The 22,412-nt window shown below is 65.5% G+C and carries 18 protein-coding genes; 7 read left to right on the top strand and 11 right to left on the bottom strand.

What is annotated here, in order from left to right:
• The first annotated feature begins 84 nt into the window (after positions 1-84).
• The 3 genes from Harman_RS00590 (at position 85) to Harman_RS00580 (ending at position 4,529) form a co-directional block, all read left to right on the top strand.
• Complete coding sequence (locus Harman_RS00590; RefSeq protein ID WP_137681888.1) at positions 85-1,254, top strand: AAA family ATPase; 1,170 nt, start codon at positions 85-87, stop codon at positions 1,252-1,254.
• A gap of 74 nt (positions 1,255-1,328) precedes the next feature.
• Entirely contained in the window at positions 1,329-1,724 is a 396-nt protein-coding gene (locus tag Harman_RS00585; RefSeq protein WP_137681887.1) for a DUF2237 family protein, read from the top strand.
• Between the two features lie 69 nt (positions 1,725-1,793).
• Positions 1,794-4,529, top strand: coding sequence for an AAA domain-containing protein (locus Harman_RS00580; RefSeq protein WP_137683105.1), 2,736 nt, complete (start codon positions 1,794-1,796; stop codon positions 4,527-4,529).
• Here Harman_RS00580 and Harman_RS00575 read toward each other — a convergent pair.
• Positions 4,526-6,286: a PH domain-containing protein gene (locus tag Harman_RS00575; protein WP_235007131.1), complete on the bottom strand. Its 1,761-nt coding sequence runs from the start codon at positions 6,284-6,286 to the stop codon at positions 4,526-4,528. The two genes, Harman_RS00580 and Harman_RS00575, sit on opposite strands and share 4 nt — an antisense overlap.
• On the bottom strand, positions 6,283-6,744 hold the full coding sequence (locus tag Harman_RS00570) for a PH domain-containing protein (protein ID WP_137681886.1): 462 nt from the start codon (positions 6,742-6,744) through the stop codon (positions 6,283-6,285). Before Harman_RS00570 ends, Harman_RS00575 begins: the two co-directional genes overlap by 4 nt.
• Before the next feature lie 142 nt (positions 6,745-6,886).
• Here Harman_RS00570 and Harman_RS00565 point away from each other — a divergent pair, with 142 nt between their 5' ends.
• Entirely contained in the window at positions 6,887-7,990 is a 1,104-nt protein-coding gene (locus tag Harman_RS00565; RefSeq protein ID WP_137681885.1) for a hypothetical protein, read from the top strand.
• Positions 7,991-8,009: 19 nt separating this feature from the next.
• Here the strand turns inward: Harman_RS00565 and Harman_RS00560 are convergent, their stop codons facing one another.
• Entirely contained in the window at positions 8,010-8,651 is a 642-nt protein-coding gene (locus Harman_RS00560; protein ID WP_137681884.1) for a beta-class carbonic anhydrase, read from the bottom strand.
• A gap of 90 nt (positions 8,652-8,741) precedes the next feature.
• Positions 8,742-11,492 carry an ATP-dependent helicase gene (locus tag Harman_RS00555; RefSeq protein ID WP_137681883.1) on the bottom strand — a complete coding sequence of 917 codons (2,751 nt, stop codon included), beginning with the start codon at positions 11,490-11,492 and terminating at the stop codon, positions 8,742-8,744.
• A 96-nt stretch (positions 11,493-11,588) separates the two neighbouring features.
• On the opposite strand from Harman_RS00555, the gene Harman_RS00550 reads away from it, so the two are divergent.
• A complete protein-coding gene (locus Harman_RS00550) occupies positions 11,589-12,461 on the top strand; it encodes a dihydrodipicolinate synthase family protein (protein WP_137681882.1) in 873 nt (290 codons plus the stop codon).
• A gap of 68 nt (positions 12,462-12,529) precedes the next feature.
• Entirely contained in the window at positions 12,530-13,357 is an 828-nt protein-coding gene (locus Harman_RS00545; RefSeq protein ID WP_137681881.1) for an ArsR/SmtB family transcription factor, read from the top strand.
• A gap of 21 nt (positions 13,358-13,378) precedes the next feature.
• On the opposite strand, the gene Harman_RS00540 is transcribed toward Harman_RS00545, so the two are convergent.
• Entirely contained in the window at positions 13,379-13,993 is a 615-nt protein-coding gene (locus tag Harman_RS00540; protein WP_137681880.1) for a class I SAM-dependent methyltransferase, read from the bottom strand.
• Between the two features lie 301 nt (positions 13,994-14,294).
• Between Harman_RS00540 and Harman_RS00535 the strand changes: the two genes are divergently transcribed.
• Positions 14,295-15,047, top strand: a complete 753-nt coding sequence (locus tag Harman_RS00535; RefSeq protein ID WP_137681879.1) for an MBL fold metallo-hydrolase — start codon at positions 14,295-14,297, stop codon at positions 15,045-15,047.
• On the opposite strand, the gene Harman_RS00530 is transcribed toward Harman_RS00535, so the two are convergent.
• The 6 genes from Harman_RS00530 to rqcH form a co-directional block, all read right to left on the bottom strand.
• Positions 15,044-16,201, bottom strand: coding sequence for a sensor histidine kinase (locus Harman_RS00530; protein ID WP_137681878.1), 1,158 nt, complete (start codon positions 16,199-16,201; stop codon positions 15,044-15,046). The genes Harman_RS00535 and Harman_RS00530 overlap by 4 nt on opposite strands.
• A gap of 117 nt (positions 16,202-16,318) precedes the next feature.
• A complete protein-coding gene (locus Harman_RS00525) occupies positions 16,319-17,386 on the bottom strand; it encodes an mRNA surveillance protein pelota (protein WP_137681877.1) in 1,068 nt (355 codons plus the stop codon).
• Between the two features lie 78 nt (positions 17,387-17,464).
• The gene (locus tag Harman_RS00520) at positions 17,465-18,184 is read right to left on the bottom strand and encodes a DUF4013 domain-containing protein (RefSeq protein WP_137681876.1); all 720 of its coding nucleotides are present in this window, start codon (positions 18,182-18,184) and stop codon (positions 17,465-17,467) included.
• Between the two features lie 117 nt (positions 18,185-18,301).
• Positions 18,302-19,003 (bottom strand): DUF4013 domain-containing protein, encoded by a 702-nt coding sequence (locus tag Harman_RS00515; RefSeq protein ID WP_137681875.1) that lies wholly within the window; start codon positions 19,001-19,003, stop codon positions 18,302-18,304.
• A 161-nt stretch (positions 19,004-19,164) separates the two neighbouring features.
• On the bottom strand, positions 19,165-20,202 hold the full coding sequence (locus Harman_RS00510) for an AIR synthase family protein (protein WP_137681874.1): 1,038 nt from the start codon (positions 20,200-20,202) through the stop codon (positions 19,165-19,167).
• Between the two features lie 42 nt (positions 20,203-20,244).
• The gene (gene rqcH, locus Harman_RS00505; RefSeq protein WP_137681873.1) at positions 20,245-22,398 is read right to left on the bottom strand and encodes a ribosome rescue protein RqcH; all 2,154 of its coding nucleotides are present in this window, start codon (positions 22,396-22,398) and stop codon (positions 20,245-20,247) included.
• Positions 22,399-22,412 lie beyond the last annotated feature (14 nt).

Genomic DNA, 22,412 nt, shown 5'->3' with positions numbered 1-22,412 from the left:
TGGGACCGCTTCGTTTCCCGCCCTGACCGTAAATCCAACAGCTGATGGCACAGATTCATAGCGCCCCAGGCCAACGCATGGAGCATGGCCGAGTCATCGACGGGGTTGGGCGTCGAGGCGGCATCGAGTCACTGCCTCGACATCGTTGAACGGGTGGAGGAGGCGGTCGTCGTTGAGCGGCGGGTGCTGTTCGAGACGCTCGCCGGCGTCATCGCCAGGGGCCACGTCCTTGTCGAGGACGTGCCCGGGACGGGCAAAACGGTGCTCGCGCGTGTTCTCGCACAGTCGCTTGGACTCGGGTTCAACCGCATCCAGTTCACGCCCGACCTGTTGCCGGCGGACGTGACCGGTTCGAACGTGTACAACGAACACGAGGGGACCTTCGAGTTCGCCGAGGGGCCGGTGTTCTCGAACGTCGTGCTGGCCGACGAGATCAACCGCGCGCCGCCGAAAACCCAGGCTGCCCTGCTGGAGGCGATGGAGGAACGGCAGGTCAGCGTCGACGGGACGACCCACCCGCTCCCGACGCCGTTCGTCGTCGTCGCCACCCAGAACCCTGTCGAACAGGAGGGGACCTTCCAGCTCCCCGAGGCCCAGCGGGACCGCTTCAGCGTCAAAACGGCGATGGGCTACCCCGATGTCGAGGGGGAGATGGGGCTGCTCGACCGCCGGGCCAAACGGCGAACGATTGCACCGTCAGTCGAACCGGCCGTCGACCCAACGACGGTGCTGGCCCTGCAAGAGTGTGCGGAGGCTGTCCGCGTCGACACCAAGGTCCGGCGCTACATCGTCGACCTGGCCCGGGCCACACGCGAGGACGACCGTACCGAAATCGGCGTCTCGCCGCGGGGCGTCCAACGGGTCTTCGAGGCTGTTCGGGCCAGCGCAGTCATCGGTGGCCGCTCGTATGCCACGCCGGACGATGTGAAGCGCCTGGCGTCAGCGACGATGAGCCACCGACTCGTGCTGACGACGGAAGCGACCGTCGAGGGGGTCGAGAAGGCCGACGTGGTGCAGGCCGCGCTGGATACCGTCGACGTGCCGGCGGTGTCGCCCGACGCGCCCGATGGCGACGAGGACGAACCAGGAGCGAGCGTTTCAGCAGGCGATCCGACCAACGGCGGGACTCCCGCGGGCGTCGCTGCTGAACCCGAACCCGAGACGGAGCCGGAATCGGGGACTACCGAGACCGGCGTGCAGGACACTCCCGAAACGCGTCCCTCGGCGGCCGATGGCCAGCAAAGCGAGGAGTAAACGGCTTCTCGGCAAACCTGTTTCAAAAGGCCGACAGTCGAACGTCTTTACTCCGCGGACCAGCCAGACGTGGTATGGAGAGCGAACGCAACGTCCTCGGCGGGGAACTGGCCCCCTGTTCGACGGACCCGGTGACGGGATTCATGCGCGACGGCTACTGCTACCCGCTCCAGCGTGACCCGGGCCGGCACGAGATCTGTGCCGTGATGACGGCGGAGTTTCTGGAGTACAGCAAGGCCCAGGGCAACGACCTCGTGACGCCGCGGCCGGAGCTGAACTTTCCGGGCCTCGAGCCCGGCGACCGCTGGTGCGTCTGCGTCCCACGCTGGATCGAGGCCCACGAGGCCGGGCGCGCACCGCCGGTCAACCTCGACGCGACGAGCGAGGACGTGCTCGAAGATATCGCCCTGGAAACGCTGCAAGAGTACGCCGCTGATGCCGACTCGGATGTCGATGCGACCAGCGGATGACCCGCGGCGCGAACGACTTTTGAGGGTCCGCCCCCTCGCTTGGGCCGTGCAACAGGGGAGGGCCAACTCGTGACCGCGGACCGCGTTCGTGGTGTCGTCGTCGACATCGAGGAGCCGAAGACAGTGAACACCCAGTACGGCGAGAGCGACCTCTGTGAGGTGACGATCCGGCCCGACCGGGGGGCCGGCGAGCCCACGACGGTGACGCTCTGGGGGAAGTGGACCGAAAACGCCGAAGTAATCCAGACGGGGATGGAAATCGCCGTCTACAACCCCGACGAGCGCGAATACCAAGGCGAACAGCAGTACTCCGTCGGCGGGGACGCCACGCTCGTCGTCCAGCCGGATTTCCTCGTCGACGTGACCGACATCCGGGCGTGGGTGCAGTGCCCGCGGATGTACTACCTCCGGAAACTCGACGGCGCGGAGCACGCCTATCCGCTGGTGAAAGGGACCGTCGTCCACGAGGTGTTCGGCGACCTGCTTCGGGGCCGGGACCTCGACACCGCCATCACGGAACAGGTCGACGCCGCCGGCCTGGACATCGGACTGCTCGGTCGGGAAGCCGACGAAGTGGCCGGCGACGTGCGCGACCATGCGTCGGCCATCCAGGGGTGGCTCCAGCAGGGAACGCTTACTGAAACCGATGAGTGGCGCTCCGAAATGACGCTCATCTCCGAGCGGTTCGGCATGAAGGGGCGGGCCGACGCCGTCCGGCGGGGGATGCCCGTCGAACTCAAGACCGGCAAGAACACCAAGCGGGAGCCGCGCTTCCAGGACAAGATTCAGGCGACAGCCTATGCGCTGATGCTGGGCGAGCGCGCGGCTGGCGCGGGCAGCGCCGTCGACGCCGCGCCGGACACGGGGACGCTGCTTTACACCAAGAACGCCGCCGTCGACCGCAACGAGGAGAGCGGCGACCTCTCGCCGGCCAAGGAGTTCTCTATCGGGAGCGGGCTGTTGAACTACGTTGTCCGGACCCGCAACGCGATTGCGGCGATGGAGTACGACTCGGGCGTGCCGACGGGCTACGAGGCCAACGCGAAATGCGAGTACTGCTTCGAGCAGGACACTTGCATGGCCGTCTCGGGCCGCCTCGACCAGGAATCCAAGGCAGGACAGGTCGGCCGAGCGGTCCCTGACGAGGAACTGGACTACTTCGAGGAGTTCTACGGGGCAATCGAGGCTGAGCGCCGGGCCGTCCACCGCGAGTACGCGAAGCTCTGGGAGCAAACCCCAGAAGAGCGCGCCGACAACGACCGTGCGCTCATCGACCTCGAACCGGCCGGGCGCCGAGAACTCGACGGCGGCCGCTGGGAACTCCGAGCGACTGGCACGGGGGCCGTCTCGAAAATCCGCGAAGGGAACCTCGTACTCGCCAGCGACGGCGACCCGGTGACCGGCAACGCGGAGTTGGCCCGCGTCGAGCGACTGGGCAACGGGGCGCCACGCGCCTCGGAGAGCGGGAACGGCAACGCCGTGAACGAGGAGATTGTCGTCACAGCCGACGAGCCACTGGACCTCCGTCGGCTCGACGTGTACCCCTCGGAACTGACGACCGACCGGCTCCAGAACGCGCTCCACGACGCCGTGCTCCTCCAGTCGCCCGAGCAGAAAGACGTGCTGTTCGGGCGACGCGAGCCGGAATTCGACGCCGTCGCGGAGACGTTCATCGACAACAACGACGCCCAGAACGAGGCCGTTCAGCTAGCCGTCGGGGCGGAGGACTTCGCGCTCGTCCACGGGCCGCCGGGGACGGGCAAGACCTACACGCTGGCGCGGATGGTTCGGGCACTTGTAGAGCGCGGGGACAGGGTGTTGCTCTCTGCGTTCACCAATCGCGCCGTCGACAATCTGCTGGAGGCGCTGGAAGACCAGGGCTACACTGACATCGTCCGCGTCGGTACGGAAAGCGGCGTCCGCGAGGATATGCAGAAATACCGTCTGGAGACCAGCGGCGACCCCGGCGAATGCGCGAGTCGACTCCAGAACGCGCAGGTCGTCGCGGCGACGACGGCCACCTGCGGCGGGAGCACGCTCCAGACCCAGGAGTTCGACGTGGCCGTCGTCGACGAGGCCGGCCAACTGACCGAGCCGGGGACGCTCGCGGCGACGACGCTTGCCGACCGGTTCGTGCTCGTCGGCGACCACCAGCAACTCCCACCCGTGGTCCAGTCCGAGGACGAGACGCTGTCGACCTCGCTGTTCGAGCGGCTCATCGACGCCCACCCGGACGCTGGCGTGATGTTGGACCGCCAGTACCGGATGGCCCAGCACATCCAGGCCTTCGCCTCGCGGGAGTTCTACGACGGGGGGTTGCGGCCCGCGACCGACGAGGTGGCCGCCCAGCGCCTCGACGACCTCGACGGTGTCTCACTGGCGAACCTGCCCGAGCGACTTCGGGACCGCGTGGCGTTCGTCGATCCCGACGGCAGCCAGGTCGGCAACACGAACCCTGTCGAGGCCGACCGCATTGCCGAAATCGTTGCGTCGTACCGCTCCGCGGGGGTCGCGGCCGCCGACATCGGCGTCATCGCGCCCTACCGCGCGCAGGTCGCAGAGATTTCGAAGCGGCTCCCAGACGTGACTGTCGACACAGTCGACCGGTTCCAGGGGTCGAGCAAGGAGGTCATCGTCATCTCCTTTGTCGCAACGGGGACGCTGGACAGCCCTATCTTCGAGGATTACCGGCGTATCAACGTCGCGCTCACGCGGGCCAAGAAGGCGCTCGTCCTCGTCGGCGACGCCGACGCGCTGGCGACCGATGAGGTGTATGGCCGGATGGTCGAGTGGGCGCGGGGTTAATCGCGCTCGTCGCTTACCGCCTCGCCACCCGCCGCGTCGCTGTCTGCCGGTTCGTCGGACGCCAGTTCTCTACTGGCCGCTTCGCCAGCCGCTGATTCGCCGCGACGCCGCGAAGCGATGTGTGCGGTCAGCCGCTCCCGCAGCGAGTCTCTGAGTTCTGTGGCGGTACCCTCGTCGATGTCGTACACCCGAGCGATACCGCCGAGGAGACTGGAAGAACTCGCCGTGTCGGCCCCAACCGTCGCCAGGTCGCGTCGGCGCTGGAACGGCGAGCGGGTGACGAACACAGTCTGGAGCCGGTAGTACGGGACGATACGCGTCGTTCGCCGCCAGAAGCCGCTCCGGGTCGCCAGCACGGACTCGTCCAGATCGAACCCGCGGTGTCGCCAGCGGAGGTGTGCCGCCGGCACAACCGGGAGGAAGAGAAGGGCGGCGAGCCACCAGTAGCCGGTCTCAAGCACCAGCGAGTCGACTGCGTAGGCGACCGCGGTGAGGCCGGCCGCGGCCAGCGAGAAACGAGCGAGGTAGCGTCGGCGGGCGCGTTTCGGCGACCGCTCGAAATCGAGGTCGCCAAAGGGCTCGATGTCACGAGCCAGTTCGTACACCTCCTCGCGGGGTGCAAGCGGGACGGCAACGCCCTGTGTAGACTGTTGGTTGCCGCCGCTGTAACCGGCCGTCTCGACGGCCAGCGTCGCGTAGCCGAACCGCCGCATCAGGACGTTCTCGCGGATGGTGACAGACTGGACCTTCTCTAACGGAATGTTGCCACTGTAGCGGCGCAGCAGTCCCCGCTCGTACCGGAGGTCATCGTCGGCTTGTGTGAGCCGGAAGCCGTAGTACTCGATGACCGTCAGCGCCATGCTGACGACCAGCGCGAGCAGGAGGAACTGGGCGATGGAGAGCGCCGCAAAGACGGCGAGCCGCGAGGTCTCAGGCGAACCGAGCAGCCATTGTATCACTGGGCCGCTCAGCGACGCGCCGACGAGGGTGGCGTTGAACCGCAGCACGGCCCAGACGATATCCATCCCCAGCGGGAGGGTCGCAAGCGTCAGGACCGGTGCAGCGGGGCGGACAGAAACGAGCGCGTAGGTCAGGAGTTCCCGCTGGTCGAACGCGAACAGCAGCGACTCGTCCGGCTGTCCGCCGCTGTCGGTATTCGACGTGGAGACCGACGGTCCTCGGTCAGTGCCCGCCTGTGTGTCACCGGCCTGTGTCGGTGATGGACCGGTCGCCCCCGGGAGGTCCGCGTGGGCCGACCGGGCGCTCGTCGCAGTCTCAGACACCGCTTTGGAGGTGGCTGCCTCCGTGTCGGCGGCCTCGTCGCGGTCGTGGGTCCGCACGTAGTTCCGCAGTCGTTTGACCTCCGCCTCGTCGACCGCATCTAGCGTCGCCTCCGTCGCGCTGCCGCCAGCGGTCTCGAAACGGACGATTGCGAGTCCGAGCAACCGATTGAGGATGTTCTGCTCGACATCGAGGTTCTGGACGCGACCCAGCGGAATCTGACGGGACTGTCTGGCGAACACGCCGGATTCGACGGTGAGCGTGTCGCCGTCGAGTTCGTAGCGAAAGCGGAGGTAGCGCGCCAGCGCGTAGCCGCTGAAAATGACTGCACCGAGGGCCGCGAGCGCGGGAACGCCGAACCAGGGGAGGTCGAACATTCCGGTCCCGAGCGACCCGCCGAAGAAGCCGAAGAAGCCGCCCTGCAGGGCTGCCCGGGCAATTCGAACAGCGGCGCTCCGCGGATGGAGCCGGTTCATACCGCGTCCGTGGCCTCGCTCTCGTTTGCGAGGTCACGAAGCCGCTCGCGCAGTTCGGTGGCCCGCTCGGGCCGCAGTCCGGGGATCGTGATGTCCGCACCGCGGGTCCCGGCGGTGTAGACGACGACACTCGCCAGCCCGACGGCCCGCTCAATCGGACCCCGTGTGGTGTCGACGTGCTGGACGCGGACGTAGGGGACCGACGTGTCGGTCCGTGTCACGACGCCCCGGAGGAGAAAGAGGGCGTCGTCCTGGAGGTCAAAGCGCCAAATCCGGTGGGCTGCGACGGCGTGAGCGATGCCGAGTAGCACCAGCACGACCCAACCGCCGACGATGGCCCACTGTGGTAGTGCGACCGCAAAGCGGTCGACGAGGTAGGCGATGACCCCGAGCACCGACGCCTGGATAACCGTCGACAGGACCCACAGCAGCCTCACTCGCGGGTGGAGTGACTCCATATATCCAATCGACGGGCCGGCCGCGGATTAACGGTTTGGCTCCGGGGCGAAATTGGCATAGTTTCGGCCCGAACGCAGGGGACAGTTCATCCGGAGTTCGAAAAATCCCCTTTAGGGAGTCCACCGCCTGTCCAGACGGAATATGACGGAAACTCGACGCAGATTCCTGACGACGCTTGCAAGCACTGGGACAGCACTCGCACTCGCAGGGTGTAGCGGAAGCGACGGTGACGGTGGTGGCGGGGCAGATGGTGAAATGACTGAAAGCGGGATGACGGAGAGCGAGATGACTGACGGTGAAATGACGGACGGCGACGCGATGACGGACGGCGACGCGATGACGGACGGCGACGCGATGACTGAGGAAGAGGAGATGACTGAGGGGTCGATGGACGGCGATATGAGTCCCACCGACCCCAGCGACGCTCCGACGGCGTCCATCGACCGATTCAGCGACGCCGCCGGGACGCTCCACCAGCGCAGCGCGAACGACGCGCTCCCGGACGCCGACGAGCCAATCGACTTCGACGAGTTGTTCCTGATACAGGGGTACGGCCCCGACGGGACCGTTATCCAGTACTACGACTTCGATGTTCAGCCGACTCAGGCGGCCCCGATTTACGCGCTGTTCTACGAGAACGGGGACCCGGTCGAGGACCAGCTAAACGTTATCGACGTGGTCCCCGGCGACGAGGGATACAACGACTTCTGGCAGGTCCACAGGGTGACGGTACCCGACGATTACGAGGCCAACACGGTGACCAGCGTGTCACAGATTCAGGCAGCGGGCTACGACATTGAGCCGACGGAGACAATCAAGAACTGCCCGGTCGTCCCCGATGGGTCGACCGCGGAGCGACGACACAGCGCCGACAGCAGTTCGACCGACCTGGTCCAGGGCTGGTACGATGGCGAAGTGGTCCCGTATTTCCTGTTCGGCGAGTCCCCGCTGTCGTCGTCTGATGGCTCTATCCCCGTCTCCCCGATTTACGTGAGCTTCAACACGAACCCCGGCGAGGACGGCGGCGGTCCACCGTCCGGGTTCATGTCCGAGGACCGGAACGACCAGACGCACAACGTCACTGCGACCGTGCCGGGCGACGACAGCTACTCGCCGCTGTGGCTCGTCAACACCTTCGACAACGCGGACTTCGACAGCGTCTCCGACCTTGACTCGGCCCAGGACGCTGACATCCTGGCCTCCGGCACGGCGATGGTCAACTGCCCGGTCATCGCCGAGCAGTAGGCAGACAACCACAGCCGACCTACACGCGCTCGTTGACCTGTTCGGCGACGCGTTCACCCGGCCGCCGGAGGTGGCCGCTCTCGACCTCGTAGACGTAGCCGGTCACGGTGACATCTTCGGGGATCAGTTCGTGGTTTTCGAGGTACTCGACCTGTGCCGCACAGGCTGCGTCGATGTCGTCGGTCATCCGGACCCACTCTGCGATTGACGCATCACCGATGTTTAACTCCGGCAGCGCCGGGTCCAAGTCGACATCGTCGAGATCGCCATCGACCGCAGCCTCGAACCCTGCGACGACATCCTCATCGGACGCGCTCATCATCCCGCAGTCGGTGTGGTTGACGACGATTATCTCGGTCGTATCGAAGTACTGTGTCGTCAGCGCGGCCGAGCGGATCACGTCGTCGGTTACTTTCCCGCCGGCGTTCCGGAATATCTGTGCGTCGCCCAGCGAGAGTCCGAGCGCCTCTTCGACGGGGATGCGCTCGTCCATGCAGGCGACGACAAGCAGTTGCTTGTCGGTCGGAATCCCCTTGCGCCGCCGCCGCGCCCAGTCGTCTCGCGCGTCGACATCGTCGTCGACCGATTCGTGGACGTGCCCGGCCTCTGGTTCCTCGTGTCCGTGCCCGCTGTCGTCGCTCCCGTGCGTGTGGTGTGGCATTGCAGAACGCGCCTTCGTGCCACGCGGCCTTCACTGTTCGCTCGGAGGCGGTGTAGACGGGGCGCAGGCAGTTCGGACGGCGACGGTCGGTCAGTCGTCAGTAGCGACGGCGCTGTCCTCGCCGTCTCCGCCCTCAATTTCGTCCAGCACCCGCTGGTGGAACTCCTGCAAGACGGCCGATTCGTCCTCGGCGAGCACCACGTCGCTTGCCATCAGCGTCGCGAGGCCAAAGGCGCGCGGCGACGGTGAGTCGACGCGGGTCCGGGCCACGTCCACGTCGCCGTCCTGAATCGCTCGGAGTACGGTTTCGATGCCGGCCACGTTGAGTTTGTCTTCCAGAATCTCGCGGTAGGTCTCCTCGACGACGGCGAACTCGCCCAGGTCCTCAGCGAACCCGAGCAACATCTCTGAGGAGACCTGCTGCTCGCTGGCGGACTTTTCGTAGCCCTTGTAGCGTTTGAGTATCATCAGCGACCGTGTGGCGTTGATGCGGAAATAGCGCTGGAGGAGGTCCGTCCCGTCGAGGCTGGCCCGGAGGTCCTCGCGGGCCGTTTCCGGGTCGATGTCCTCGACAATACGGCCGATGTCGACCTTGCGGTTCAGCGGCATCGAGAGCGTGAAGCCGTTGTCGGCGACGGCGACCTGGACGTTCGCGCTGGCCGCCTGCGCGATGTGATACGCCAGGAGACGCGAGAAGCCGTCGTTGAACCGCCGACCGTAGTTCGAGTGGACGTAGTAGTGGCGTTCGTACTCGTCGTGGTCCAGGGCCTCCTCGATGACCAGCCGGTCCGCGGTGGCGACGCTGTCCGGGCCGGCGTAGGCCACCTGTTCGCGGGACATCCGCGCGATGGCTCGAACGCTGTTCTCGTCGATGGGGAACGCCCGAAGCCAGTTCCGGACTTCGGACATCCCGCCGTCTTCCAGCCGGTCCAGCAGTTGGCCCTGAAAGTCCAGAATTTCGCGGCCAAGGTCATAGGACAGCGGGAGCCGCTCCGAGAACCACGAGGGGACCGTCGGCCGGGCGGCGGTCCGGTCGACGTACACCTTCGACCCGCGGCGGTAGCGGTACTCGAAGTTGTCCCCGCCCAGCACGAACACGTCGCCTTTCTCCAGCGTGTCCAGATACGATTCGTCCAGTTGGCCGACCCAGCTGTCGTCGCTGCGAGTCACCACGTCACACGTAAACGAGTCCGGAATCGTCCCGATGTTGGTCATGTAGATGACCCGCGCGAGTCGGCCGCGCTTGCCGATGAGGTGCTCGCCAACGTCGAAATCCTCGTAGTGGTGCTCGCCGTCGGGCGCGTCGTTCGTGTCCCGCCAGATTTTGGCGTAGACGTTCTTGTCCTCCATCCCCGGGTAGTCGGCGGTCATGTACCGCATCAGTTGCTCCCAGTCTTCGTCCGTGTAGTTCCGGTAGGGGTAGGCCCGCCGAAGGACACCTTTGAACGTCTCCTCGGGACGAACGTCGTTGATGGCCATACCGTAGACGTGCTGTGTCGCCACGTCCTGGGCGTTCTCGGGGATGAACACACGGTCGACGAAGCCCCGCTCGGCCTTTTCGAGCATCACCGCACACTCCACGAGTTCGTCGCGGTCCAGCGCGATGACCCGCCCCTCCACCGTCTCTCCGAGCTGGTGGCCGGCGCGGCCGATGCGCTGGAGGAGCGCGGCGACGGACTTGGGCGACCCCACTTGCACGACGAGGTCGATGTGTGGCATGTCGATCCCCAGTTCCAGGCTTGTCGAGGTCGTCACCACGTCAAGCGTGCCGGCCTTCAGCGATTCCTCGATGTCGCGGCGCTTCTCCTTCGAGAGCGAGCCGTGGTGACAGCCGGAGTTCGATTCGTCGTAATCGTCGAACTTCTCGCGGAGGTTGTGCAGGACCCGCTCGGCCCCCGAGCGCGTGTTCGTGAACACGAGCGTGTTGGTGTGCGATTGGACGTGCTCGTGGAGCTGTTTGTAGAACCGCTCGGTGACGATGTCCCGGGGCGTGTTGATGAGGTCGTCGGCCGGACAGGACAGCTCCATGTCGAAATCGCGGGCGAAGCGCGTGTCGACGATTTCGTACTCGCGGGGGTCACCGCCGGGTTCCTCACGGCCGACCAGAAACTCCGCGACGGTGTCCAGCGGTTCCACAGTGGCTGAACAGCCGATTCGCGTCGGAGACTCCGCGACCATCTCCTCCAGTCGCTCCAGCGACACGGAGAGGTGCGTCCCGCGCTTGTTCTCGGCGAGGCTGTGAATCTCGTCGACGATGACGTACTCGATGGTTTCGAGTTTTTTCTTGAATTTCGGGGAGTTCAGCAGAATTGCGAGGGTCTCCGGCGTCGTGTTGAGGATGTGTGGCGTCGTCTCCAGCATGGCCTGGCGCTCGCTGTCGCTGGTATCGCCGTGACGGATGGCGTGCCGGATTTCGACATCCTCGCCCCGGTCGTCCAGTTTGCTCGTGATGCCATCGAGTGGCTGTTCGAGGTTCCGGTGGATGTCGTTTGCCAGCGATTTCAGCGGCGAGACGTACAGACAGTAGACGGAGTTTTCGAGTTCGTCCTCGCGGGCCTTCCCGAACAGTTCGTTGATGATGCCGGTAAAAGAGGCGAGGGTCTTGCCGCTCCCCGTCGGCGCACAGATGAGGGCGTTCTCGCGCTCGTGGATGAGCGGAATGGCCTCCTTCTGTGGCGGCGTGAAGAAGCCGCCGTTGCCGGGGACGAACTCGCCGAACTGCTCGACCCACCACTCCTGGACGACGGGCGCGAGGCGGGAAAGCACCTCGGCGTCGTCGATTTCGACCGCGTCCGGGTCGAAACTCGGGTCCGTCGCTGCGAGACGCTCGCGTCCTCCCATTGTCGGCTCTTACCGACCAGTAGGACCGCCGCGGCAAGTGGGTTCCGCCATCTCGTTGGGGTAACGCCTAAGCGACCGCCGCGTCTGGCCTGGACCATGGCTGAATCCTTCGAGGTGCTGACGCCGCTGGTGACGCCGTTCGACGCAGACGGTGACCTCGACATCGCCGGCCTGGAATCGCTGGTCCGCCACGTCACAGGTGCGGGTGTAGACGGTGTCGTTCCCTGCGGGACCACCGGCGAGTTCGAGACCCTGTCGCCCGAGGAGTATCGGACCGTCGTCCGAACCGTAATCGAGACAACACCCGACGACTGTCGTGTCATCGTCGGGACGGCCGCGACTGACGTTGCGACCGTCCACGAGCGGATGGCGTTCGCCGACGACCAGGGCGCTGACAGCACACTGGTCGTGCCGTCGTACTACGGCGGGCAGGCTAGTGAGACGGGCAACGAAGCGTTTTTCGAGCACGTGCTGGCCGATGCGCCGCTACCCGTCTACATTTATAACATTCCCGGAGCCGTCGGACAGGAGCTATCCGTCGACACGGTCGCCGCGCTCGCCCAGTCCGACGCTGTCGCGGGACTCAAGGACTCCTCGGGCAACCTGCCATACGTCACCTCGGTCCTCAACCGAACACCGGAGGACTTCACCGTGTATCAGGGCCACGACGGCCTGTTCGTCCCGTCGCTCGTATTGGGCGGCGACGGCGGCGTCAGCGCCCTCTCACACCTGTTAACCGACGAATTCCAGCGTGCGGGGGCTGCCATCGCGGACGGCGATATCGGGACCGCGAGAACGGTCCAGCGAGATGTCCTCGCACCGCTCTCGGAGGCCTGTGGAGAATTCGGCTTTGCACCGACAGTAAAGACGCTGCTCGCAGACCGCGGCGTCATCGACCATGCCACGGTGCGTCCGCCGCGAACTGAACTCCCCAAAGACGCCGTACAGACTGTGACGGCGCTGCTGTGATTTGAGGGTCAAATGGGCCTGTGAGGTTCCACGAGATTCATTACGCTGGGCGGCAGTGAACGGAACATATGTCGTTGCTGCCCTCCCGCGGTCCCGACGCGAGCACCTCACAGGACGGGGAGCTACAGGTCGTCGGGGTCGACGAAGATGTCTCAGATGTCCTCGATGCCCTCTCCTCGGAAACGGCCAGAGAGATACTCAATACGGTCTACGAGGAGCCGGGAACGCCATCCGAACTGGCCGACCGCCTCGATATGTCGATACAGAAGGTCTCCTATCATCTGGAGAAACTGGAAGACGAGGAACTCATCACCGTCGCCGGGGTCCAGTACTCCGAAAAAGGCCAGGAAATGAAGGTGTACGAGCCCCCGGACGACCCGCTGGTGTTGTTCGTCGGGACGCAGGAGCGCAAACGGTCGCTCCGGTCGCTCGTCCGCCGCGTGCTGCCCGTCATCGGGGTTCTCACTGCCGCCAGCGTCATGCTGCAACTCTTGCTCGGGCAGTTCCCGATACAGTTCGGGAGTCCGGGAGCTGGGGGCGATGCGGGCACCGCCGGTGACGGTGGTCAGGGCGGCGGGGACGCCGAGAGTCTGGACGCGACGACTGAGACGGCCGCGGAGGCCGAACCCACGCCGACCCCGACCCCGGAGGACGACGGAGGGTTCCAGATAGCTGAGGCGACAGAGACGCCGGAAGCCACGCCGGCCCCGGAACAGACTCCGGCCCCGGAAGCGGACACACCGGTCGAGGCGATGACCGAGGAGGCGCGGCAGCTGACGACCGACGCCGCGGCCAGCGGCGGGTTCGACCTCGAACCCGGCGTGGCCTTCTTCCTCGGCGGGCTGTTGGTCCTGACGCTGTACGTCTCGTACTGGGCGTACAGAAACTACCGCTGACCGGCTTGACGGTCCAGTCCGTTAGTCTGCGTCCATCCGCTCGGCGACAAGCACGCCGGCCTGCTCGGTGACCATCTCGACGGCCGTCAGCGCGTAGCCGGCGTCGGTGAAGGCATCGGCGAGCACCCCAACGGTCGCGGGGTCGTCCACCTCGGGGCTGTAAAATGGGGCGTCGGGGTCGTCGTCAGCGAACAGCATCACGTCCCCGAGAACGATGCGGCGCGGCCCCAGGTCGGCGATAGTGTCGATGGCGTCGCGCTTCTCGTCGTCCCCGAGGTGGTGCATCGCGAAGTTCGACGTGACGATGTCGACCGGGCCGTCGACGTTCGGGGCGCGGAAGCGACCGTCGCCGAAGGAGACGTTTTCGACGCCCCGTTCGTCGGCCTTTTCGCGGGCCTTCTCCAGCATCCCGTCGCTGATGTCGCGGCCGATAATCTCCCCGGCGTCGGCTGCGAGCGCGAACGCGATTGCCCCCGTTCCTGTCCCGAGGTCAAGCACCACGTCGTCGCTCTCGGGGGCCGCGTGTTCGACGACGAAGTCGACACAGGCGCGATACGCCGCCGAATCCTGGTCCTCGTCGTACGCGTCGGCGTGCTCGGAGAACCGTTCGGCGTGTTCATCGAGTGACTTCTTCATACTCGGTTCTCGTCGCGCTCGCACAAGTGTCTCCCGCTCCGTTGTGCGGTTTCATCGGCGGTCGAGTTCGGTTAAAACGGTTTTTGAGCCACGGGTGCGTTTTTGCTATCCCCGTCCGTAGCATGAACTGCGCCGTCGACGGGTGACCTGCCCCTGGATCCGCCCTGACCCCGTCCCCGCCGACGGCCACCGCCCTCACTCCGCTGACGCTCCCTGAAGTGGTCCCGGCTGCGGGACCGGTTTCCCCATTCGGCGCTCCGTGACGCCAACGCCTTTGTCCGTTCGCTCGCTCTCGCCCAGTATGCGCCTCACGTTTCTTGGCACCGGTAGCGCGATGCCCACCGGGGCACGGATGCAGTCCGGCTACCTCTTAGAACAGGACGGCAACCGGCTACTCGTCGACTGTGGCAGCGGCGTGTTGCACTCCCTGGCCCGCACTGAGACGGGCTACGAAGGCATCGACACCGTGTTGCTGACACACCATCACCTCGACCACGTTTCCGACCTCGACGTGTTGCTGAAGGCCCGCTGGCTGGCCGGCGAGACTGACCTCACGATAGCTGGCCCGCCGGGGACGAGCGACCTGGTCCGGGACCTGCTCGAAACACACGACTACATGCAAAACCGCCTGGACCTGACGCTCAGGGACCTCGACGGCGGGCCGTTCGACCTGGCCGGCTTCAGCGGCGACACCTGCGAAACGCGCCACTCGATGCAGTGTTTCGCCTACCGGCTCTCCGTCGACGACGGCCCGGCGATTACACTTGGCGCGGACTCCGAAGCGTTCACGGACCTCATCGAGTTCGCCGACGGCTCGGCAGTGCTCGTCCACGACTGCTCGTTCCCGGACGAGGTCGACGTATCGAACCATCCGACGCCGACGACGCTCGGACAGACGCTCCGCGATGCCGACGCCGAGGTCGGGCGCGTGTATCTCACGCACCTGTATCCACACACGGAGGGCCGACACGAAGAAATGTTAGAGTCGATAGCCGACAGCTACGACGGCGACGTGCAGTTCGCCGAAGACGGGCTGACGATAACAGTCAGCTAGACGCGTTCGAGCGTGACGCGGAACTCGGCCCCGCCGGCGTCGCTCTCGACCACGCTGACGCTGCCGCCGTAGGACTCGGTCAGCGCCCGGACGAACCCGAGGCCAAACCCGGTCCCGGAACTCTCCTGCCCTTTCACGCCCATCTCGAAGATTTGCTCCCGGAGGTCGGGCGAGACGCCCTTCCCGTCGTCGGCGAAACAGACCGTGACTTCGTCGGGGCCGACCTCGTCCGGGTACACGCGCATGCGGACCTCGCCCTCGTTGTGGACCGCTGCGTTGGACATGACGTTGGTGAACACGGAGTCGAGCAGGTCGCCACCGTACACCTGGTAGTCGAAGGCCGACGCCTCGAAGTCGACGGTCAGCGACCCGTAGTTCGCTCTGACATCCCGAACCGTGTCTCCGAGCACCGCCCCGAGGTCCTGTGGCTCCGGCTTGTCCTGTGCTTCCAGCGTCGAGACGAGGTCGCCGACACGCTGGATGAGGTCGGCGGCGCTCTCGGCGGCGTTCTGGATCTTGCCAGCGTACTCCTCGGTCTGGCCGTCGACCTGCCCCGCAACGGCGTCGGCGAACCCGGTGATGACTTGGAGGTCGTTGCCCAGGTCGTGACGGAGGAGTCGGTCGTACATCTCGATCATCTCCTTTCGCCGTTCCAGATCGCGATGGGCGCGCTCTAACCGTTCGCGTGAACGGATGTTAGAGATGGCCGTCGCAGCGTGGGTGGCCAGAATCTCCATCGGTCTGACGTACTCGTCGCCGAACGCCTCGACGGTTTGGGAGCGCGTGACCAACACCGCTGTCACCTCATCGCCCATCCGGGCTGGGACAGCCAGTGCTCCCGTCACGTCCGAGTCGGCTGTGACGCCGGCGTCGGGTCCCTGCTCGGTCAGCGTCTCGCCAGCCTCCCGGGCTCGCTGCGCCAGATCACTCGGGGGCTCGCCCTGCACGAGATTCGGGTTCGTGCTGTGAATGACACGGAGGTCGTCGTCGCGCACCTCGACGAACGTAGAGTAGGAGAACTCGAACAGCAGAGACATCGCCTCCAGTGTGAGCGAAACGACCTCGTCGACGGACTCACACCGATTGAGTGCTTGCCCGTACTTGTTCAGGTCGGCGACCTGTCTGGCAAAGTCTTGTTGATCTTCAAACGACATTTCACCCACTCCTCGCAGACATTGGAACTACATAGGAATGGGGAGCAAAACAAAAAACGGTTTCGGGCGTGATACCAGTGAAATGAAAGATGACAGACAGCAACGCGAGCACGCGGCTCAGTCGAGCCGGTACCGCAACAGCGCGGCAATGCCGCCGAGGTTCGAGAGCTGCTGTCCGGGCGCGAACTCCGCGGAGAAGACGGTCACGTCGCCGCCCTTCTGTTCGGTCGTCTCGATAATTTGGTCGACATCGATGTCCCAGTCGCCCTCACCGGCCCGCTCCAGCCGGAGCCGCTCATCGAGTACGAGCAGCGTCTCGATAGCGCCGTAATCGGCCGCTTTGGCGACTTCCTCCGGGCCGTACGCGACTTCCGAGCCCGAGCCGATGCGGTCCATCAGTTCGTCGATGTAGTCGGCTTCCTCGGCGATGCGGGTCTGCTGTTGTACGTCCTCGACAGCGCCGCGTTTCAGCACCTCGTGGACGCCGCGGTCGCCGACGGCCGAGGTGTCGACGACCGTGATCTGCTCGGCCACCTCGGGAATCTCGTCCTGAAAGTGGTCCAGCGCGTCCTGTTTGGTGAAACCGGGACCGGCGAGGATGTACGCGTCCACGTCCTGCCGTTTAAGCACTGCGGCCAGTTCGTCGAACAGTTCCTTCCGTGGGCGGGCGTACTCGCCTTTCCCAGTCGTCGAGGTGATGGTCGCCCGTTCCTCGGTGCCGTACTGAGCGACGGTGTGGACGTGCGCTTGCCCCTCCTCGACGGTGGCAATCGCCACGTCGGGGTTCTCCGTCGCCTCGACGGCTTCCTCCAGCCGGTCGGCCTGGTCCGGCTTGAGCTGTTTCTCGACGGTGAGTTCGGTATGTTCCTCAACGTTGAGCGTGTGGTGAAAACCCAGTTGGTCCTCGCGGGAGCAGTCGACGATTTCGCCGCCGACCCGGAGGCGGTTGGCGAACTTCGCGAACTCCACGTCGGTGACTTCGATCTGAATCCACATCGGTTCGCGCTCGCCGCCCTTGTCCCGGAGGTTGTCGTCATTACGCTGAATGCGCCGCGTCGTGTCGCCGGAAACGAGGTCCCCCGGCTCGATGACATACGAGAGATGCCAGAGATCGTCCAGCGTCTCGGGGACCACCTCGATGCGCTGTGCCCCTTCGGCGGTGGTCTCCTGACTCGGTATTTGCATACCCGAGAGTCCGCTGCAGGGACACAAGTGTTCTGCCATTCGCTGCGCTACCGAGGTGGGAAACAGAGACTGGGCCGGTCAAGCGACGGAGCGCGAAGTGTGTGTCTCAGATTCGAGACCGAGAGCTGGGACCTCCCGGACTGCTGTCCCGATAGCGTACGCGCCGGCAACGCTGCCGTAAAAGGAGATGAATGGAATCAGGACCGCGCCGATCACGGTGGCTGAAACGATGCCGCCGACCACCTGCGCGCCGATAGCGATAGCGACGGCGACCACCCACCCGACGGCGTACGTCCCTGAGCCGCCAATCGCACGCAGCGTGCCGGGCGAAAACGCCGCACCGACGCGCCCCGTCACTGCGTACGCGGCCACGGCTGCCGGGAGGAGATATACCGCCCCAAGCGAGACAGCGACGGTGACGACGATAGCGACGAGCGCGAGCAGGAGACCGCCGATGGCGAGACCCGATGCCGGGTCACCGTTGGTCGATGTGACTACAGAGAAGGGAAGGACGAGGGACGCGAACGCGAGACCGAGGACCACCAGCGGGACGAGCGAATACACCAGCGAAATCAGGAACGCGACCAGGCCCTCGACTAGCAGATCCCCCCACTCGTCGAACACCGGCGGGACCTCGTCGTCGCCGGCGTGTACTGCCCGGAGCGTCCGGATGAGATAGCCGTACACGAACAACACCGGGATGAAAAACACGCCCAGCAAACTCAACACGCCGCCGATCAGTATTGTTTCGACCTTCTGCTCGCCGTTCCAGGGGTACCGAAGTGCGTCTTCTAACATGGTGGGTTTCCGTCACTGTGCGGGAGCGGGGTCCGCTATTCCAACCAATTCAGTGACGAGGTAGCATTGTATAAGCAGTAATATAAATCCGCACCCGGTGAGCCGTCGGTGGCCGTATCAGGCTGCAGGCTGGACATCGGGCGTCTCGTCGCCCGCGTCGATGGCGGGCATGTCCCGCACGGCGGTCCCGATAGCATAGGTCCCCGCGACGTTTGCGTAGAACGTCACGAAGGGGGCCAGCACCGCACCGATGACGACGGCGTTCAACACGCCGATGACGACACCGGCCAGCAGGCTGATACCGAACGCGACCAGCCAGCCGGTGGCGTAGGTCCGGCTGAACGCGAACCGGCGGAGTTCACCCGGTGCGAACGCCGCGGCGACGCTGTCCGTGCGGACGTAGGCGACGACCGCCGCCGGAAGCACGTACGCCATGGCGAGCGAAATCACGGTCACCGCGAGCGCGGCGACGAGGACGATGAGGCCGACGGCCAGTCCGCTTCCGGACCCGCCTCCGCCGAGGCCCAACGTCGCGCCGCTGGCGAACACCGCGGCGACGGCGATAGCCGTCGGGACGAGCGAATAGACGACCCCGATGGCGAACACCTTCAGGCCGTCCATGCCGAGGTCACCCCAGTCGTCGAACACCGGCGGTTCGGCTTCGCCGTTCAGCACTGCCCGGAGCGTCCGGACGAGGTAGCCGAGGACGAAGAACGTCGGCACGACGAGGAAGCTCAGGAACAGCAGCACGCCCCCGATAGCGATGGTTTTCACTGCGCTGTCGCCGTCCCGCGGATACAGTAGTGCGTCTTGGAACATGGTGATACTCCGTGACATCGGTCTGACCGACGTGGGCTGGCCCACATCAGTCGCGACAAACAGTCACATCGACATATAGTACGTCTTACAAGTATATATACCAGTATGTGCGCCGTGCTGTCAGTTGCAGGTATCTCCAGAGACGGGCAGTGGACAGCGGGTCACTGCTGGTCGGACGCTTCGTCCGTGCTCGCGGCCGCTTGCAGTCTCGCGAACGCGTCCCACGACGGGTCAGCGCCGGGGTGTGGCTGTCGAGCGCCGTCGACGTACAGTCCCTCGCCATCGGTCACCTCGCCAACGACGGCGGCCGGCGTCCCGCGGTCACGGAGCGCACCGACAACGTCGTCGGCGTCGGCAGGGTCGACAGCGGCCAGCAGCGTCCCGCAACTGCTGACGTGCCAGGGGTCGATGTCAAGGGCGTCACAGACATCTTCGACGCCGTCGGCGACCGGCATCGCCTCGCTGTTCACGTCAAAGCGTGCGCCCGCGCCGTCGGCCATCTCGATGAACGCGCCAGTGATACCGCCCTCCGTGGCGTCGTGCATCGCCGTCACAGCGCCGGCGTTGGCCGCGGCCATCGCGTCCTCGACGAGTGCGGTGTCGGCCAATCGCTCCTGAGCGGTGGCGATACGGTCAGCCGAGAGTCCGATCTGTTCTGGAAAGAGGTTCGCGAACAGGCCCGTGACTTCCGCTCCGGGGCCGGTGCCGACGACCAGTTTGTCGCCCGGTCGTGCACCGTCCGGCCGGACGATGTCGTCGTGGGACCCGACGCCCAGCACCGTCGCACCGCCGACCCAGGAGTAGTCGACGCCAGAGTACCGGGCGGTGTGGCCGGTGACGACGCTCACGCCCACTTCTTCGGCCCGCCCGGCAAAGCCGCGCCACATCGCCGCCAGTTCGTCGTCGGTCATCTCCGGTGGGAGGGTGAACGTCACGGAGAGGTGCGAGGGCGGGATGCCGGAGACTGCCACGTCGGCCAGCACCACATCGAGCGCGAACCGGCCGGCCCGTTCGAACCCCAAATCAGGCAGGACCGACAGCGGGTCAGTCGCCGTGACGAGGGCTTCGCCCCCCACGTCGATGACGCCGAAGTCGATGCCGTGGGTCGGCCCGAGGACCACATCCTCGCGGTCCGCACCGAGGTCCGGATAGATGACAGTATCGAAAACCTCGCGGTCGATTTTCCCGAGGTCACTCATCCAGACAGCCACCTCCTGCCAAGCCGCGCTGTCCCCGCATCGTCAGTCATCGGTCATCCGGCTGCCGCCGGGCGGCAGGAACTCCTGAATCTGGTCCGGGCTGGCGACCTTGCGGACGAACGACTCGTCGGCGAACCGAGAGCGGAACTCCCGGTAGAGGCGCTTGGCGATGTCGTTCTGCGCGTACTGGCCCGGTTCAACAGTGATGCTGGTCGCGGCCTGGCCCTCGATAGCCGCCGGCGGACCGCCGATGACTCGCGTCTCGTCCTCACAGGTGATGCCGACGGCGACGCCGACCGGCGTCGATTCGAAATACGTCCGGTCGCCGCGGATGGCGAAGCCGCCTTTCTCTAGGTACTCGCCGCTTTCGGGCGTCTTCGATACCTGGTCAGGGTCGACCATGTACACGTCGCCGGCGAACTTCCCGTCCTTCCAGACCGAGGAGTACGAGACCGCGAACTGGGCAGCCTGGTCCAGCGAGGACTGCGGGAAGTCCACTTCTTTGGATGGTTCGCTGGGGCCGGTGGCTTTCAGCACCGTGACGGGGCCGCCGTGGGCCTGCGCGTGGAAGAACTTGTCACCGCCCTCCAGGTACTTCTTGACCAGTTCCTCGTTCTCGTCGGCGTCACGGCCGCCGATGACGAGGAAGCCATCCGAGGTGTGAAACCAGCGGAACTGCTCGTACCAGCGCTCGGTCGACCGTGTGGGGATGGACTGCATCGAGAGCCAATCGGTCGGTTCGTCCTCGGTCTCGTCCTCGTCGGTCTCGTCCTCGCCGTCGTCGGCTTCCCACTCCTCGCGGCGTTCCTTGACCGCTTCGAGGTCCTCGCGCGTGTTCTCGATAGCCGCCAGCGCGCCTTCCTTCTTCTCCTCGATCCGTTTGGCCTCCTTGTACAGTTCGTCGGCGTTCTTCTCGACGCCGGTGAAGGCGTCCACTGTAACACGTGTCCCCTCGATATCCAGCGTCACCGTTCCCTCACTTCCGTCGAGTGAGACGACCGCTTCGGCGGCCGCGATACCGCGATCGGCCCCCTCGTCGAACTTCGCCTCGATGTCGTCCCAGGACACGTCATCCTCGCGGGCGGCCCGGACCGTCGAGAGCACGTCGTCGACGAGGTCGTAGTTCGCGTACAGCAGTTCGGCCTTCTCGCGCTCGGCCTCGGCGTCAGCCTCGAAGTCCTCAATGGCCTGTTCCTGCTGCTGGATAATGCGTTGCTGTTTCTCGATTTCTGCCTCGAAGTCCGGGCGCTGCGTCTCGCCACCTTCCACTTCTTCCTCCCGCTGGAAATTGAAGAAGTAGTCATCGAGCGCACTGTTGAACTCGGTGAAAGACTCGCTGTAAAACTCTTCGTACTCTTCCAGCGGAATCGGCGTCACGTCGACGCGATGGCGGTCCGGGTCGTCGTCGCTCTCCGCGCTGCTTGCACCGCCATCGTCGTCTAGTGTCTCGTAATACACTCGCGGGTCGACGTTCCCCTCACGAAGCCGGGTCCCCATCTCGTCGACGAGTTCGTACAGCCGCTCGAAATCTGACTCATCAAGCTCGTCAACCGCGACGTTGTAATCGATGCCGGCGCGGGTACACAGCTCCTCGCCGTAGAGGCCGCCGAAGTTCAGTTGCGTCGCCAGCGTTCGGACGAGGTCGGCGTCGGACTCCTTGATTCGGGCGACGAAGCCGTCGTAATCGACGGTCATCGGATTGAACCGCGCCGAGGGGAACTCGTAGGGCGTCCCCGGCGCGACGGTGCGTGATTTGAGCCGGACTGTTTCCAGACAGTCGATGACCTCGCCGTGTTCGTCCAGCACGGCGACGTTCCCATCGCCGAACAGTTCCGCGACGATAGTGGTCGAAGCGTCCTCGCGGTCGAACTCAAGTTCGATGATGCGGTCGAACTCGAACTGCTCGACGCGGACGAGGTCGGCCCCCGACAGCCGGTTCCGGAGCATCATCGCGAAATCCGGCGGGCGGCCCGGTGCGTCGGGGACGTGGCTCTGGTCGGCAACGTGGGCGCGCTTGACATCACCGACCTCGATGAGGAACTCGACGCGCCCGCGGTCGAAGTCCCGGAGCTTCAGTCTGACGAGGTCGTCCTCGGGGTAGAGGTACGCCTTGTCGAGCTTCGCGCCCTCGTAGCCGGCGAGTTCACCCTCCAGGGCGGCGAGGTCGACGCTCGTCAGTTCCCGCTTGTGGTCCATGTCGGTGGCTGTCG

It is taken from the genome of Haloarcula mannanilytica (assembly GCF_005406125.1).
In the GTDB taxonomy this organism is placed as follows: Archaea; Halobacteriota; Halobacteria; order Halobacteriales; family Haloarculaceae; genus Haloarcula; species Haloarcula mannanilytica.
The sequence above is the reverse complement of the archived record's forward strand: the minus strand, read 5'-3'. Positions and strand labels throughout refer to the sequence as shown.

Excerpts from the sequence above, each read along its gene's own strand:
- Harman_RS00575 (WP_235007131.1), bottom strand. The coding sequence starts at position 6,286 with ATGAACCGGCTCCATCCGCGGAGCGCCGCTGTTCGAATTGCCCGGGCA.
- Harman_RS00550 (WP_137681882.1), top strand. The coding sequence starts at position 11,589 with ATGGCTGAATCCTTCGAGGTGCTGACGCCGCTGGTGACGCCGTTCGAC.
- Harman_RS00510 (WP_137681874.1), bottom strand. The coding sequence starts at position 20,202 with ATGAGTGACCTCGGGAAAATCGACCGCGAGGTTTTCGATACTGTCATC.
- Harman_RS00515 (WP_137681875.1), bottom strand. The coding sequence starts at position 19,003 with ATGTTCCAAGACGCACTACTGTATCCGCGGGACGGCGACAGCGCAGTG.
- Harman_RS00530 (WP_137681878.1), bottom strand. The coding sequence starts at position 16,201 with ATGTCGTTTGAAGATCAACAAGACTTTGCCAGACAGGTCGCCGACCTG.
- Harman_RS00540 (WP_137681880.1), bottom strand. The coding sequence starts at position 13,993 with ATGAAGAAGTCACTCGATGAACACGCCGAACGGTTCTCCGAGCACGCC.
- Harman_RS00535 (WP_137681879.1), top strand. The coding sequence starts at position 14,295 with ATGCGCCTCACGTTTCTTGGCACCGGTAGCGCGATGCCCACCGGGGCA.
- Harman_RS00555 (WP_137681883.1), bottom strand. The coding sequence starts at position 11,492 with ATGGGAGGACGCGAGCGTCTCGCAGCGACGGACCCGAGTTTCGACCCG.
- Harman_RS00560 (WP_137681884.1), bottom strand. The coding sequence starts at position 8,651 with ATGCCACACCACACGCACGGGAGCGACGACAGCGGGCACGGACACGAG.
- Harman_RS00570 (WP_137681886.1), bottom strand. The coding sequence starts at position 6,744 with ATGGAGTCACTCCACCCGCGAGTGAGGCTGCTGTGGGTCCTGTCGACG.
- rqcH (WP_137681873.1), bottom strand. The coding sequence starts at position 22,398 with ATGGACCACAAGCGGGAACTGACGAGCGTCGACCTCGCCGCCCTGGAG.
- Harman_RS00590 (WP_137681888.1), top strand. The coding sequence starts at position 85 with ATGGCCGAGTCATCGACGGGGTTGGGCGTCGAGGCGGCATCGAGTCAC.
- Harman_RS00565 (WP_137681885.1), top strand. The coding sequence starts at position 6,887 with ATGACGGAAACTCGACGCAGATTCCTGACGACGCTTGCAAGCACTGGG.
- Harman_RS00545 (WP_137681881.1), top strand. The coding sequence starts at position 12,530 with ATGTCGTTGCTGCCCTCCCGCGGTCCCGACGCGAGCACCTCACAGGAC.
- Harman_RS00525 (WP_137681877.1), bottom strand. The coding sequence starts at position 17,386 with ATGCAAATACCGAGTCAGGAGACCACCGCCGAAGGGGCACAGCGCATC.
- Harman_RS00520 (WP_137681876.1), bottom strand. The coding sequence starts at position 18,184 with ATGTTAGAAGACGCACTTCGGTACCCCTGGAACGGCGAGCAGAAGGTC.
- Harman_RS00585 (WP_137681887.1), top strand. The coding sequence starts at position 1,329 with ATGGAGAGCGAACGCAACGTCCTCGGCGGGGAACTGGCCCCCTGTTCG.